Raw genomic sequence first — 13,875 nt, forward strand, 5'->3', positions numbered from 1 at the left:
GGAGTCCCGGCCCGGCGGCAGTCTTGGCGGAGTGCGCCGGGCCGGGGACATCGCTCAGTCGTACGGTCATGAGCAGCCCCCGCTCTTGCGGTCCCGCTCGATCCGCTCACAGGCGGGGCATGCGGGGCCTGGCAGGGCGAACAGGCGCCAGGTGTCGGTCTGGTAGCGGCCCGCCTCCTGCGTCGCCCCGCACAGCGCCCAAATCCGGCCCGACCACCACGACTTCTTCGCGGTGATGTGCACCAACTCCTTCTTGGCCATCACCACACCCCCCGCTGCAGGGCGTCGGTGACGATCGCGTGGTGATCGAACGCCAGCAGGCCCGGCTCGGCGAGGACGTCGGTCACGGGGAACCAGCGGGCCGCGGTGGCGTCATCCGCCGCCACAGCAGGGATCACACGCCCGACCTGGCAGGTGTAGGCGACGGTCACGTACCGGCCCCTGGGATCGCGGCCCGGGTCGGCGTACACCCCGGACAGGGCCAGGGGCGTGCCGATCCGGATACCGGTTTCCTCGGCCAACTCCCGCACCGCAGCGGCCTCGGTGGTTTCGCCCGGATTGACGTGCCCACCCGGCAACGCCCACCGGCCCTCAAACGGTGGCCAGCCCCGCCGAATCAGCAACACCCGCAGCCCCGTGTCTGGGGTTCGGGCGAACAGCACGACATCGGCGGTCAGCCGGGCCACCTCGTCACGGGTGTCAGTCATCGCGACCCCCTCCCCAGCAGGCCGCGCCACAGGTCGGCCCGGTCCTCGGCCTTGGCCGCAGCGTTGTGATAAACGCTGGCCCGCCGGTAATCGCCGGAGCCCTCCAACTCGTTGGCCCGGTCCCGCAACGCGGACGCCGTGGACGCCTCATCCGCCGCGTTGTAGGAAACGGCCTGGCCGAACTTCTTCACGCCGCCTCCCCCTCCGAACTGGTACCGGCTGCGAGCGCGCCACCATCCAGGCGCGACAGCGCCACCCGCACCGCCCGCCGCTGCGACCGACGCACCCGCCCCACATCCGTGAACGGACGCAACGCACGCGACCCAGCCGCACCGGCCTCCGCCGCCAACTCCCGATCCACCTCCTCAATCAACCGCTCGATCTCCTCTCGTTCCGCGTACATCGCTTCCACCTCCTGAACTGCGTAGATGTCCGGGTCGGACGCCAGGTCCAGTGCCTGCCGGGCCTGACGACCCCTGATCCGTGCGGTGCTCATCGATCTCCTTCTCACCGAGATGCTGACTTAAGTCGGTCGTCGTAATTGAGACAGTATTGAGTCGGTTTGGTGTTGTCAACAGGTGGCTTAAGTCGGCGCTAGACTTGGGCGCCTGACGGAAGGGACTTCATGGGCTTGGACCGGAACGAAATCGCAGCTCAGCTACGGCGTGACATTGCGGCCCGTAAGTACAAAGTTGGTGACAAGTTGCCCGGGTACCGGAAGCTCGCTGAGGACTTCGGAGCTGCCCCGAACACCGTGGGGGAGGCAGTCCGCATCCTCGCGGCTGAAGGGTTGGTCCGTACCAAGAAAGCCAGTCGAGCCGTCGTTGCATCGACGGCCGAAGCAGCACCGCCTGAGAACCAGGTCTCCGAAGCGCGCGAAGTGCTAGCGGACCTGCAGGACCACATCCGGGATGTGCAACGGCAGCTTCGCCACCTCGAACAGGGCGTCTCTGACGCGCTGCGGAAGCTCAACGGCACGTCCTGAAGCTCCGCTACGAAGCGATGCCCTGGAAGAACTTCGCTAGTCCTTCCACGGCGCTCACAGCACCACCAACGAGAGCCTTCACCCAGCCAGCTGCCTCTACCGGGTGCTTGACGACAACGACCAACAACGCGAGCACTACCACTGTGCTGATCACCTTCGGAAGCACACTGCTGCCCGCGGGCACGGGAACCATGCTGCTCTTCTTGGCCATCGCAACCTCCTGAATCATTGGTCTGGGCCGGTTGTTCGTGCCCGTTCCGTTTCATGGCCTCAAGGAAACCGTGCGAGGGCGGAGGCACATCAGTGCTCATGAAGGGGCACATGACGCACGGGGGGCACACGCTGGGAGTAACGTTGTGCCCCCTCGTTCTTGATCGACATGCTTTACTAGCGGGCGGGAGGATTCGTGACCGCTCGGGAGAAGACGCCGAACCACCGCCTAGCTGCGCTACTTGCGGAAGCTGGCATGAGCAAGAAGGGGTTCGCACGGAGGCTCCGCGACCTCAGCACGCATGACGGCGGCGAACCCATCCGCCCTACCCACACGAACGTTGACAAGTGGATCAGTGGCGACACAAGACGCCCAACAGAACGGACATGTCAGGTAATCGCCAAGGTCTTGAGCCGCGAACTGGGTCGCCCTGTGACCCTCGCCGACGTCGGATACGACGTTGAAACCTCCGCGGATGGCTTGCAGGACACGACGCTCGAGTACGCCGCCAGTCTGAGCGATGCATTGATCGCGTTGACACAGTTGCCGAACAGCGAGTCCCTAAGAGTCGAGCCGGAAGCTTGGGACAACCTCGTTGCGCGGTGGATGTTCGGCAGCCAGCACGAAATGCTGCCTGTGGTCGAACCGCGGCCGATTGCGGAAGTGGATGTGCACGCCGTCCGAGATGCCACGCAGATGTTCGCCACGTTCGATTACCGCTATGGCGGTGGCCGACCGCGCCCCCTTGTTGCGCGGTACCTCGAAACCGATGTCCTGCCAGTCCTCAGGCATACTTCACCCCACGATGCCGTAAGCAGGGCTTACCTCCGCGAGGTTGCAGCGCTGACTCGCCTGGCTGGTTGGACTTCCTATGACATCGGTGAGCATGCGCTGGCACAGCGCTACCTTTATCAGGCTTTTCGTATGGCAAGAGCGGCGGGAGACAAAGCGCTCTGCGCACGCGTTCTTGCCGGAATGAGCCACCAAGCCAACTTCCTTGGGCACTACGACCGGGCCGTCCATCTCGCGCGAGCTGCCGCTCACGGCGCCGCAGGCCATGCCACCGCATCCGTGATGGCGCTCACTCATGCGATGGAAGCACGTGCATTGGCCTCCCAGGGAAACGAATTGGAAACCGCCGCAGCGCTCGTGGCAGCCGAATCGTGGCTATCTCGCCGCGACCCAGAGAGCGAGCCCGAATGGATTCGATACTTTGACGAAGCCGAGCTACATGCCGAGTTTGCGCACTGCTTTCGTGATCTTGGCAAGCCAGACCAGGCGGCCGAACATTCTGCAGCCGCTCTGGACAAACATGAATCGGTTTATGTGCGCAGCCTATCCTTCTGTCGCACGGTTCTCGCAACCGCACATATGCAAGCAGGTGAAGTGGAGCACGCGGTTAGCCTCGCACGCAGTGTGGTCGATACAGCTGCCGATCTTCGATCGTTTCGCGTTATTGCCTACCTGGACACATTCTGCGAGAAGCTCGCCGCAATCCCGTCAAACGCGGCATCACGTGAGTTTTCGGATTATCTTGTGGCGAAGTTTCCTCAGAAAGCGCCCCAGTTACGCGGCGAATCGTAGTCACGTAGGTCGCACAACCGCTGGCGTACTTCGGCGTCGATCTCCGCAGACTGGCCCACCAATTGCATGAGCCAAGTGGTCATGTTGAGTTCTCGAATGGCACGAAGCACGGGGAAGCCATCCCAGGTCAGGGCGTCCCATCCATACGAGGCTACGTACTTGCTGTACTCGTCCCGCTCAACCCAGCCAAACACGCTGTGCCGCACAGCCGCCACCGCCGCGTCCCACTCTCGTGGTCCCCACGCGAAATCCTCGAAGTCAATGAGGCGGACCACACCACTCGACGCATCCCGTAGAAGGTTGCCGTTGTGTGCGTCCCCATGAATTGGTCCCTGCGGAAGCGAAAAGTCGAGAAGAGTGAAGCTCTGCTCAAGTTCTTCGTATCTTCTGTAGAGGAAATCGAAGTCCTCGGTCGTCACTACCTCAGACACCCGCATAGAGTCGAGCCGCGCTCGCACCTTCGGCATGGGGCTGAATGCGGGCAAGGTGAACGTGCGCGAAGGCGGCAGATCGTGTAGCGAACGCAAGATGCAACCGAGATCAGCTAGATCAACCGGTTCCGTTGACTCGTGAATATACTCCCAGAAGGAAACAGGGAACCCCATAACTGTTAACGGTTGCTCAAATCCATCAGCTAGCCGAGCGGCAGGGAATCTGTGGTTCGCGAGCCAGCGAGCTACGTCAACCTCCTTGCGGATCGCAGCGACAGAGCGACCGATACGCACCATCACTCCCACGCCTGGGAGCCGATACATAGCGTTCTCACCCATCCTCACCAGTTCCGCGCCACATGGGTCGAGGCCAAGAGTTCCGCAGGCCGACTCGAGCGCGGCACGTGTCGACTCAGGTGTGAAGGATGCAGCGGTGTGCGTCATCAACCCTCCTGACATGACGTACATGGTCAAGGCTACGGGGGACGAGCAAGGTTGCGGTGGATGAGTGTGAAGCGGCCTTGGTGCCCGGCCCACAAATGGCCCACGGACACCTACATACAGGTGCGCTCTACTGCATATGGCCGCACAACAGACGAATGCCCTGCCATCTGTTCGCGCAGGTCAGCAGGGCGATACCGGTGTTCCCAGGGGTGCGCCATCAGGGACTCGAACCCCGAACCCGCTGATTAAGAGTCAGCTGCTCTGCCAGTTGAGCTAATGGCGCTTGCCGTGTGATTCGGGGTCTTGTTCCTCCGCCCCTCAACGACGTGACAAACAGTAGCACGGTCCGTGGGCGCGCCCGCACAGCACCCCCGGACAACCACTCGGGTGCAAGTTCGCAACAAACCGCACACGTACCGCGACTGAACGGGCAAGCTGGTGACACATCCGGGGTACCTACGGGGGATTGGAAGGTCGGCAATGACAGGTCGGAGTGGGCTCGGCCCACGGCGGGGGATTCGACTGGTGTCAGCACTACTGGCCGCCGTCGCGGTGGCCGCGGGCTGCAGCGCCGCCGGTGACGAGGGAGCCGACCCGCGGCAAAGCCGTAGCGCGCCGACGACCACGGTGGTGCGCGAACCCGTCTCGCTTTCGCTGTCGGTGCCCGACGGCGCGAAACGGGTCGAACCAGGGAAGTTGATCATCGCGAACGCGGAGCACGGGAAGATCGTGCGGGCCTCGCTGGTCGGCACGCACGGCACGAAGGTGAAAGCCGACCTCGCCGAGGACGGCAGGAGTTGGACCTCGACCGAACCGCTCGGATACGGCAAGACCTACACCCTCACCGTGCAGGCCGAAGGTGAGGACGGCAGGTCGCGAACCGAGAAGTCCACCTTCACCACGGCGACACCCGCACGCACCGTCGCGGTGTCGATCAACGCGTGGGACGGCGAGACGGTCGGCGTCGGCATGCCGTTGATCTTCGACTTCACCGGGCCGGTGCCGGACAAGGCGGCCGCCGAGGACGCGATCCAGATCACCACCGAGCCGCGTACCGAAGGCGCCTTTCACTGGTTCGGCGACGACCGCGTGATCTGGCGGCCCAAGGAGTACTGGCAGCCGGGCACCAAGGTCTCGGTCGACGCTCTCGTCTACGGCAAGCGCCTCGGCGCGGGGATCTTCGGCAGCGAGGACAGGACGGTAGACATCACTGTCGGTGACAGGCTGGTCGCTGTCGCGGACGGGACTTCGCACCACATGCGGGTTTTCGTCAACGGCAAGCAGGTGAGGAGGATGCCGATCTCGATGGGCAAGCCGTCGAGTTCCACCCCGAACGGCGTCTACACCGTGATGAGCGAGCACAACGGCTACACCATGGATTCCAGCACCTACGGCGTGCCCGTGGACAGCTCCGCGGGTTACCGGCTCTTCGTCGAGTACGCGGTGCGGCTTTCCAACAGCGGCATCTTCTACCACTCGGCACCGTGGTCGGTCGGCGACCAGGGTGAGCGCAACGTGAGTCACGGCTGCATCAACCTCTCCACCGAGAACGCGGCGTGGTTGATGAGCCGCTCCAAGCGCGGAGACCTGGTGCGGGTGAAGCGGGCAGGCGGGCAGATCCTCGAGCCGACCGACGGCTGGAGCGTCTGGCAGCTGCCGTGGGAGCAGTGGCAGGCGGGAAGTGCCGACCGGTAGCGGTCACGCTCGCCAGATCCGCTGTCCGGCGTGGCTGAGGACGATGTTGGGTACCACGGCGTGGGTGGACAGGCGTGAGATGGCGAGTGCGAGCTCGGCGACGTCCCCGGTGTGAGCATCGCGTCCGGGTCGAGCTCGTCGCGCTTCCATGCGGTCATGTCGGTGTCGACGTAGCCGGGGGACAGTGCGGTGGCGGTGACGCCGTTGCCGGACTCTTCCAGCGTGATGGTTTCGCACAGCGAGATCAGGCCCGCTTTGCTGGCGCCGTTGGCGGCCAGTCCCGGCTCGCCCGCAACACGGTGATCGAGGCGAGTGCGACGATCTTGGCTCCGCGCTCGGGTGTGGCGGCGGCCGCGGCACGTAGCAGGGGCAGGGTTCGCTGGATGAGCAGGAACTGGGCGCGCAGGTTGACGTTGAGCACGAGGTCGTAGGTCTTCATGGGCAGGTCGGTGACCGATCCTTCCGCCCCGACCCCACCGTTGAGTACCAGCAGGTCGAGTCGGCGAAAGCGATCGGCGTGCGCCGCGGCGAGCAGGTGGATGTCTTCCTCGACGGCGAGGTTGGCCACGACCGGCGTGACGTCGGCTCCGGTTGCCCGCAGTTCGGTGGCTTCCAGCAGGCCGGCTTCTCGGCGGGCGGACAGCGTGAGCGCGTAGCCCTCATCGGCCAGTCGCCGGGCGATCCGCAGGCCGATGCCGCGGGAGGCGCCCGTGACGAGAGCGGTCCGGGTCGTGGTCATGCGGTCCTAACCGGGTGTCGAGCCGCGCGTCGGGCACGGCGGGGACGTCGGTGTGCGGGCAGGCGCCGACTAACCGCACGCGATGGGCGGCACGGTGGTCAGGCTCGCCAGTCGTCCGGTATGTCGTCGGAGTGCTCCCCGGGATGTGGTGGTGGGGTGGGGGTGGCCGGGGTGGTGCGGGAGAACCGTGGTGCCGGCGCGGGTTGCGTGACGCCGTCCAACTCCACGATGGTGCCGCGAGCGGCGAGGTGCGGGTGGTCGGTGGCTTCGGCGAAGGTGAGAACCGGGGTGACGCAGGCGTCGGTGCCTGCGAACACCCTCTCCCAGTGCTCGCGTGGCTGAGCGCCGAACGCCTCGGCGAGCCGGGCCCGCAACTGTGGCCAGCGATCCTGTTCGAGCTGCCCGGGCAGGTCGGCGGAGTCCAGCCCCAGCCCCGCCAGCAACTGTGCGTAGAACTGCGGTTCGATCGCGCCGACAGCCACGTAGCGGCCGTCGGCGCACTCGTAGGTGTCGTAGAAGGGCGCCCCTCCGTCGAGCAGGTTGTGGCCACGTTCGTCGGTCCAGGTGCCCTGACCGCGCATCGCCCACATCATCTGCGCCAGGACGCTGGCACCGTCGACCATCGCGGCGTCGACCACCTGGCCCTGCCCCGAGCGCTCCCGCTCCCACAGGGCCGACAGCACGCCCACGAGCAGGAACATGGACCCGCCGCCGAAGTCTCCGACGAGGTTCAGCGGCGGTACCGGCCGCTCACCCCGCCTGCCGATGGCGTGCAGCGCACCCGTCAGGCTGATGTAGTTGATGTCGTGTCCCGCGCGCTGGGCAAGGGGGCCGTGCTGGCCCCAGCCCGTCATGCGGCCGTAGACCAGGCGGGGATTGACGGCATGGCAGTCGGCAGGACCCAGGCCGAGTCGTTCGGCCACACCGGGACGAAACCCTTCCAGCAACACGTCGGCCTTCTCTGCCAGCCGCAGTGCCAGTGCGCGACCCTCGGGGGTCTTGAGGTCGGCGACCACTGACCGCCGACCCCGCAGCATCGCGCTGTCGTCCCCGCTGCCCGGACGTTCGACGCGGACCACGTCGGCGCCGAGGTCGGCGAGGATCATGGCGGCGTGCGGCCCTGGCCCGATACCGGCCAGCTCGACCACCCGGATTCCGGTGAGTGGCCCGGCCATCTCAGCGCTCCGCCGAAGTGAGGTTACGGTCGCGTCTCATGCCGGTGCTCCTAGAGGCGTTCGATGAGGGTGGCGTTGGCCATGCCGCCGCCTTCGCACATGGTTTGCAGGCCGTACCGGCCGCCGGTGGCTTCGAGGTGATGGACCAGTGTGGCCAGCAATCGGGTGCCCGACGCGCCCAGTGGGTGCCCGAGCGCGATCGCGCCGCCTCGGGGGTTGAGCCGCTCCGGGTCCGCACCCAGTTCGTGTCGCCAGACCAGCGGGACGGGAGCGAACGCCTCGTTGACCTCGTAGGCGTCGATGTCGTCAAGGGCGAGTCCCGCGCGGTCGAGCAGCTTCCGGGTGGCTGGGATGACGCCGGTGAGCATCAGCAGCGGGTCGCTGCCGGTGACGGCGAAACTGTGGAACCGCGCCCTTGGACGCAGGCCGAGTGCCTTGGCCCTGTCCTCGCTCATGATGAGCACCGCTGAGGCGCCGTCGGTCAGCGGCGAGGAGTTGCCCGGCGTGATCTTCCAGTCGATCTCGGGGAATCGGTGCTCGAGCTGCTCGTCGCGAAACGACGGACGCAGCCCGGAAAGGCTGTCCACAGTGGTGTCCGGGCGGACGGTCTCGTCGCGGACCAGTTCGCGTCGCACACCGTCGGGTTCGGTGACGGTGATCGGCAGGATCTCGTCGTCGAAGCCGCCCGCGGCGGCGGTGGCCGCGGCCCTGGCATGCGAGCGTGCCGCGTACTCGTCGAGTTCACCGCGGTCGAGCTTCCACCTGCCCGCGATGATCTCGGCCGAGACGCCCTGGTTGACGAGGCCTTCCGGGTAGCGCAGGGCGACGGCCGGGCCCGAGGCGTCCTTGCCGAGGGTCGCGGTGCCCATCGGCACCCGGCTCATCGACTCGACGCCGCACGCGATCACGACGTCGTAGGCACCGGCGAGCACACCCTGGGCGGCGAAATGAGCCGCCTGCTGGCTGGACCCGCACTGCCGGTCGATCGTCGTGGCAGGAACGGCTTCCGGAAAGCCCGCGCCGAGGACGGCCTTGCGGGTGATGTTCAGAGCCTGCTCGCTGACCTGGCCGACGCAGCCACCGATGACATCGTCCACCAGCGCGGGATCCACGCCCGTCCGCTCGATCAAGCCCCGCAGCGTCCGGCCGAGCAGCTCCGCCGGGTGAATGTCGGAAAGCTGACCCCCGGGCTTGCCCTTACCGGACACGGTGCGGACGGCATCGACGATGACGGCGGTGACCATGGCTGCCTCCTCCAGATCGACTTAACGGTCGCTAAGTTCGGTGTGCGCGTCAAGACGTGCGGCGAAGAGACGCGGGTCACGGAAATGCGCGTCGATCGTTCAGTACCGTGAGGGGTTTTCGCCCGTGGCCGCGAAGGCTCGCCGTTCGTGGCCGTACCCCGCGCTCGCACCCGGAAGCGGATCACGGATGCCGCGCGCGTCGGCGGTCAGTGGGAGGCGCCTTCCGCTGGACTGTTCGTTGTGGACAATCGAGGGAATGGCGGGTGATCGTTGCGATCACCAACACACGCCTCGCCGTCAACGGCCGCCGAGGACGTGCCGCCGCGGCGGGAGGGAGAGCCCGCACGCGAGCGCGACCGGAGGAGGTGGCGGCGCTGATCACGGTTCAGAACGGCAACGCGGGCCATGGTGACCCGCAGACCGCCCCGGCGCTCGCTTCCCGGGTGCACGGTCGTTACCGAACCGCCGGCGAAGACACCGCTCACCCCCGGTTGCCGCTCGCTCACCCGTCTGCCAGAGGTGGACGTGGGGGCAACGTCGTGCCGACGACCGACGCCGTTGGTGTTGTGCGCACGTCAGCTTGACAACGTGCGGGGTGCTGGTTCGCGTCACCGCGGCTGCGACGGCGCACGTGCTCGCCACCTCAACGCCGACTCGCCCAACCGCCGCCGGGTGCTGGGCAGCAGACTTTACCGTGGCCACCTATGACCTTGTGCTGACCCGAATGACCAGCGTGTTTCGTGGGGTGAGTGACGGGACTTGAACCCGCGGCCCCCTGGACCACAACCAGGTGCTCTACCAGCTGAGCTACACCCACCACGCGAGGCGTGTCGATGACCGCCTCGGCCCGATCATCGTAGCGCGCGCCCGGCGGCGGCGTCGCACCGGGGCTACTCGTCGTGGTCCCGCAGCACCTCACCCGCCGCGGCCCTGGCCTGTTCGGTGCTCGGGCCGGGCTGGGGCACGAACGCGGTCCGGCGGTAGTACTCCAGCTCGCCGATGGATTCCCTGATGTCGGCGAGCGCCCGGTGAGCGAGCCCCTTGTCGGGCTTCGCGTAGTAGATCCGGGGGTACCAGCGCCGCACGAGCTCCTTGATCGACGAGACGTCGACCATGCGGTAGTGCAGGTGCGCGTCGAGCGTGGGCATGTCCCGCGCCAGGAACCCGCGGTCGGTGGCCACCGAGTTGCCCGCCAGCGGCGCCGTCTGCGGGTCGGGCACGTACTCGCGCACGTACTCGAGCGCTCTGCGTTCGGCCTCGTCGAGGGTGATGGTGGAGCGACGCACCTCCTCGGTCAGCCCTGACCTGGCGTGTATCTCCCGCACGATGTCGGGCATGTTGGCGAGCGCCTCGTCACCGGCATGGATGACGAGGTCGAGGCCCTCGCCGAGTACCCGAAGGTCCGCGTCGGTGACGAGTACGGCGATCTCGATCAGGGCGTCCTTGGCGAGGTCGAGCCCTGTCATCTCACAGTCGATCCAGACAAGACGGTCGGTCACCCTCGAAACCCTAACGTGGCGCACCGGGTGTTGCTTGTCACACTCCGTTTTCGGCCTGTTGGGCGACCGTTTCGCGCGACGTTGCACGGGACCGTACCCGGGGAAGCGGCCCGGGTCGCTGCCGAGATTCTCACCGAGCGGCCAAGTCCTCGGCCACCGCCGCCCACAGCAACGGCCGAACACCGGCGGTGGGCGCGGCGGGGTCGATGCCGTGGCGGCGTAGCAGCCGATGGGCGCCCTTGCCAGCGAGCGCGGTGACGGTCGAACGGGCCGACCGCGTCGGCTGCCGTGCAGCGGTTCGCAGCAGAGCCCACAGGACCTGCTCGCCACGTGCTGTCGATCTCGACCTGCGTCGCAGCAGCAGCTGTGCCGAATCCACGGTCGGCGAAGGGCGAAAGCAATACGCGGGCACCTTGCGCAGCAGTCGGATGTCGAACCGGGCAGCCCACCAGGCCAGCTCAGTGGAGCGTGGCAGCGGTTCGGTGAGCCGCTTCGCGAAACCCCACTCCACCACCAGCGCCGCCCGGCGCAGCCGGGTGGTACGCGGACCGAGCAGGCGGCGCAGCAACGCGGTGGAGATTCCGTACGGGATGCTCGACACGACAAGGAAATCCTTGCCCGGCAACCGAAAGGTTCGCGCATCCGCCTGTACGACGTGGACGTTCGTGGTCGTGCCGAGCCGGGTGCGCAACCGGCGGGCGAACTCGGGGTCGCGTTCGACCGCGAGCACACGTGCGCCGGTCGCGGCCAACGGTGCCGTGATCGCTCCGGTACCCGCTCCGAGGTCGAGCACCAGGTCGCCCGAACTCGGCGAGCAGGACCGGATCAGGTCGTCGACGATGTGCCGTGCGGTCAGGAAATGCACGCCGGAAGGGTTGGGCAGTGGTTGCTTTCGGGCGTGGCGAGGCCGTCGTGAAAGGGGCAGGGCGCTGCTTTCGTCATGAACGAGGGGAGCGCGCGCGGAAACGAGCGCGCACGGACGTCATGGCGCAGCGACCGACAGCCCGGTCACGAGCCGGTCAGAGGGCGGCTTCGGAAGCGGCTTCGGAAAGCTAGCGGAGGTAAGAGGTCGCTGCGACTAGGTGCGGCGTGCCCGCAGCCGGGCGAACACCACGCAGCGGATGGCCAAAGTTCCCATGCCGACGACGTTAGCGCCCACCGCAACCGATTTTCGTTGCTGACACGAACGGAACCCTGGTGGCAGTGATGCGGTGTGCGAGCATGCCCGTTCGTCTACACGGCCCGTGCGAGCGGATCCGTTGGTGCAGTGCATTCTCGGCGATCCGGCTGATCGGTCGTAGTGTCGACCGCATCGAGTCCACATCGAACAGCGGAGGAGAACAGACTGTGTGCGCGGTCAGCACCGACCCCTCGGTCGAATCCCACATCGAGGTGAAGGTCCGTGGTGGTATCGACCTTCGTGACCACGCGGACTTCCTGCGTCACCAGTCACCGGGCTGCAGGCCCCACGAGGGTGGCGAACCGGCGACGCTATGCCTGGGGTTCACGGTGGAGGACACCTGGCGGCCCGTCGCGGCGCGGGTGCGGCAACGGGCACCGGACGTCGTCGGCATCGACATCGCGGCGAAGGGGATACCGGTAACGGCGGTCGCGGAGCAGGTGCGGCGCATCCTGTCGCTGGAGGCCGACGGCGACGGCTTCGCCGCGCTCGCCCGCCGAGATCCGGTGCTGGCCAGATTACGTCGCCTGCGCCCCGGGTTGCGGCCGGTACATTTCCACTCACCGTACGAGGCGGCCTGTTTCGCCGTTGTGTGTCACCGGTTGCGCGTCGGGCAGGCGGCCGCGATCGTGCGACGCATCGCCGAACGGCATGGCGAGCGGGTCTCGATCGGCGGGCGAGCGCTCGCCGCGTTCCCGCCGCCCGAGGTGCTGCTCGATGCCGACCTTTCGGTCGGCTTGTCCGAGGTGAAGCGGCAGCGACTGACGGTGATCGCGCGTGCCGCGCTCGACGGCTTGCTCAACGGCACCTACCTGCGTTCCCTCCCGCCCGATCACGCCGTGCGGGAACTGCGGCGGCTGCCAGGGATCGGGCCCTTCTCGGCGGAGTTCGTCGTCGGTCAAGGCGCCGGACATCCCACGCTCTTCCCCCGGCGAGAACCCAGGTTGCACGCCAGGATGGCCCAGGCGTACGGGGTTGGCGACGTCGACGAACTCGAACGGATCGCGCGACGCTACGGCCCGTACAGCGGTTGGGCCGCGTTTGTGCTGCGATCCTCGCCGAGTTGTGAACTATATCCCGATGTCGTAGCGGGCCAACGGAAAGGGGGTTACCGGGAACAGACAACCACTGTGGTGAGCTGACGGTGTGGAGTTGGCCGAACTGGACAGCGAGATCCTGCGCGCGTTCGAACTGGATGTCGAGACCGCGGGCACCATCGCGCTCGTCGCGGGGGTGGCGGCACTGCTCGTGGTGCTGCTTCGCGGGCCGTGGCGGTTCGCGCGCAACGTGGTGACCATCGTGCACGAGGCCGGGCACGCGTTCGTCGCCGTGCTCGCGGGCAGACGGTTGCAGGGCATCCGACTGCACTCCGACACCTCCGGGGTCACGGTGTCGCGGGGCAAGCCCGCCGGCCCCGGGATGGTGCTGACGACCCTGGCCGGTTACCCGGCGCCCGCCCTGTTGGGGCTGGCGTTCTCCGGCTTGGTGGCGGCCGAGCAGTTGAGTGCCGTGCTCGGGGTCGCGGCGGCGCTGTTGCTGGGTGTGCTGGTGATGGTCCGCAACGCGTACGGAGTGTTCGCCGTCGTCGTTTCGGCCTTCGTGCTCGGCTCGGTGGCGTTGTTCGCGGGCCCAGGCGTACAGGCGGCGTTCGTCTATCTCATCACGTGGTTTCTGCTGCTGGGCGCGATCCGGCCGGTGTTCGAGCTACAGGCCAAGCGTCGCAGGGGTGCCGCCAGGGACTCCGACGCCGACCAGCTCGCGCGGCTGACCGGGGTTCCGGCGACGATCTGGTTGCTCGTCCTCGCAGTGCTCACGGTGAGCTGTCTCGCGATCGGCGGGATGCTGCTCGTGGAGCCCGCGGTCTCGCCGTTCTGACGCGGTAGCCGACCTGTTCGGCAGCGCCTGGTGTGGCACCGACCGGCCGGATGCGCCAGCACCGCTTGCGGCACACTAGAGGGGTCGACACAGGTGTGGCGTTTCG

Annotated in this window: 15 protein-coding genes, 2 tRNA genes and 1 pseudogene; 5 read left to right on the plus strand and 13 right to left on the minus strand. The window is 67.0% G+C overall.

Going from position 1 to position 13,875, the window contains the following annotated elements:
* Positions 1-66 precede the first annotated feature (66 nt).
* Genes FHU38_RS06880 through FHU38_RS06895 form a run of 4 tightly spaced genes read right to left on the minus strand, consistent with a single transcriptional unit; the run spans position 67 to position 1,203 of the window.
* Positions 67-261 carry a hypothetical protein gene (locus FHU38_RS06880; protein WP_167167803.1) on the minus strand — a complete coding sequence of 65 codons (195 nt, stop codon included), beginning with the start codon at positions 259-261 and terminating at the stop codon, positions 67-69.
* A complete protein-coding gene (locus FHU38_RS06885; RefSeq protein WP_167167806.1) occupies positions 261-707 on the minus strand; it encodes an NUDIX domain-containing protein in 447 nt (148 codons plus the stop codon). The genes FHU38_RS06880 and FHU38_RS06885 overlap by 1 nt, the downstream gene beginning before the upstream one ends.
* On the minus strand, positions 704-898 hold the full coding sequence (locus tag FHU38_RS06890; RefSeq protein WP_167167808.1) for a hypothetical protein: 195 nt from the start codon (positions 896-898) through the stop codon (positions 704-706). Before FHU38_RS06890 ends, FHU38_RS06885 begins: the two co-directional genes overlap by 4 nt.
* Positions 895-1,203 carry a hypothetical protein gene (locus FHU38_RS06895; protein ID WP_167167811.1) on the minus strand — a complete coding sequence of 103 codons (309 nt, stop codon included), beginning with the start codon at positions 1,201-1,203 and terminating at the stop codon, positions 895-897. Before FHU38_RS06895 ends, FHU38_RS06890 begins: the two co-directional genes overlap by 4 nt.
* 129 nt (positions 1,204-1,332) lie before the next feature.
* Between FHU38_RS06895 and FHU38_RS06900 the strand changes: the two genes are divergently transcribed.
* Positions 1,333-1,692 (plus strand): GntR family transcriptional regulator, encoded by a 360-nt coding sequence (locus FHU38_RS06900; protein ID WP_167167815.1) that lies wholly within the window; start codon positions 1,333-1,335, stop codon positions 1,690-1,692.
* 7 nt (positions 1,693-1,699) lie between these two features.
* Here the strand turns inward: FHU38_RS06900 and FHU38_RS06905 are convergent, their stop codons facing one another.
* Positions 1,700-1,903: a hypothetical protein gene (locus FHU38_RS06905; RefSeq protein ID WP_167167819.1), complete on the minus strand. Its 204-nt coding sequence runs from the start codon at positions 1,901-1,903 to the stop codon at positions 1,700-1,702.
* Between the two features lie 195 nt (positions 1,904-2,098).
* On the opposite strand from FHU38_RS06905, the gene FHU38_RS06910 reads away from it, so the two are divergent.
* On the plus strand, positions 2,099-3,487 hold the full coding sequence (locus tag FHU38_RS06910; RefSeq protein ID WP_167167822.1) for a hypothetical protein: 1,389 nt from the start codon (positions 2,099-2,101) through the stop codon (positions 3,485-3,487).
* Here the strand turns inward: FHU38_RS06910 and FHU38_RS06915 are convergent.
* Positions 3,454-4,362 (minus strand): phosphotransferase enzyme family protein, encoded by a 909-nt coding sequence (locus FHU38_RS06915; RefSeq protein WP_167167825.1) that lies wholly within the window; start codon positions 4,360-4,362, stop codon positions 3,454-3,456. The genes FHU38_RS06910 and FHU38_RS06915 overlap by 34 nt on opposite strands.
* Positions 4,363-4,572: 210 nt before the next feature.
* Positions 4,573-4,645: transfer RNA gene (locus tag FHU38_RS06920), tRNA-Lys, on the minus strand.
* 197 nt (positions 4,646-4,842) lie between these two features.
* Between FHU38_RS06920 and FHU38_RS06925 the strand changes: the two genes are divergently transcribed.
* Complete coding sequence (locus FHU38_RS06925; protein ID WP_167167828.1) at positions 4,843-6,057, plus strand: L,D-transpeptidase; 1,215 nt, start codon at positions 4,843-4,845, stop codon at positions 6,055-6,057.
* A gap of 197 nt (positions 6,058-6,254) precedes the next feature.
* On the opposite strand, the pseudogene FHU38_RS06930 reads toward FHU38_RS06925, so the two are convergent.
* The 6 genes and pseudogenes from FHU38_RS06930 to FHU38_RS06955 form a co-directional block, all read right to left on the minus strand.
* A pseudogene (locus FHU38_RS06930) lies at positions 6,255-6,796 on the minus strand (SDR family NAD(P)-dependent oxidoreductase); the annotation flags it as partial.
* A 98-nt stretch (positions 6,797-6,894) separates the two neighbouring features.
* Entirely contained in the window at positions 6,895-7,971 is a 1,077-nt protein-coding gene (locus tag FHU38_RS06935) for a CaiB/BaiF CoA transferase family protein (RefSeq protein WP_167167831.1), read from the minus strand.
* A 50-nt stretch (positions 7,972-8,021) separates the two neighbouring features.
* Positions 8,022-9,215: a thiolase family protein gene (locus tag FHU38_RS06940; RefSeq protein ID WP_167167834.1), complete on the minus strand. Its 1,194-nt coding sequence runs from the start codon at positions 9,213-9,215 to the stop codon at positions 8,022-8,024.
* A 741-nt stretch (positions 9,216-9,956) separates the two neighbouring features.
* A tRNA-His gene (locus tag FHU38_RS06945) sits at positions 9,957-10,032 on the minus strand.
* 73 nt (positions 10,033-10,105) lie between these two features.
* Positions 10,106-10,714, minus strand: coding sequence for an oligoribonuclease (gene orn / locus FHU38_RS06950; protein ID WP_167167837.1), 609 nt, complete (start codon positions 10,712-10,714; stop codon positions 10,106-10,108).
* A 130-nt stretch (positions 10,715-10,844) separates the two neighbouring features.
* Complete coding sequence (locus tag FHU38_RS06955; protein ID WP_313886685.1) at positions 10,845-11,579, minus strand: ribosomal RNA small subunit methyltransferase A; 735 nt, start codon at positions 11,577-11,579, stop codon at positions 10,845-10,847.
* Between the two features lie 482 nt (positions 11,580-12,061).
* Here FHU38_RS06955 and FHU38_RS06960 point away from each other — a divergent pair, with 482 nt between their 5' ends.
* Both FHU38_RS06960 and FHU38_RS06965 read left to right on the plus strand, forming a co-directional pair.
* A complete protein-coding gene (locus FHU38_RS06960) occupies positions 12,062-13,036 on the plus strand; it encodes a DNA-3-methyladenine glycosylase family protein (protein WP_208415580.1) in 975 nt (324 codons plus the stop codon).
* A 4-nt stretch (positions 13,037-13,040) separates the two neighbouring features.
* Positions 13,041-13,769, plus strand: a complete 729-nt coding sequence (locus FHU38_RS06965) for a M50 family metallopeptidase (protein ID WP_167167840.1) — start codon at positions 13,041-13,043, stop codon at positions 13,767-13,769.
* The last annotated feature ends 106 nt before the right edge of the window (positions 13,770-13,875 follow it).

The sequence above is a fragment of the Saccharomonospora amisosensis genome (assembly GCF_011761185.1).
GTDB classification, from domain to species: domain Bacteria; phylum Actinomycetota; class Actinomycetes; order Mycobacteriales; family Pseudonocardiaceae; genus Saccharomonospora_A; species Saccharomonospora_A amisosensis.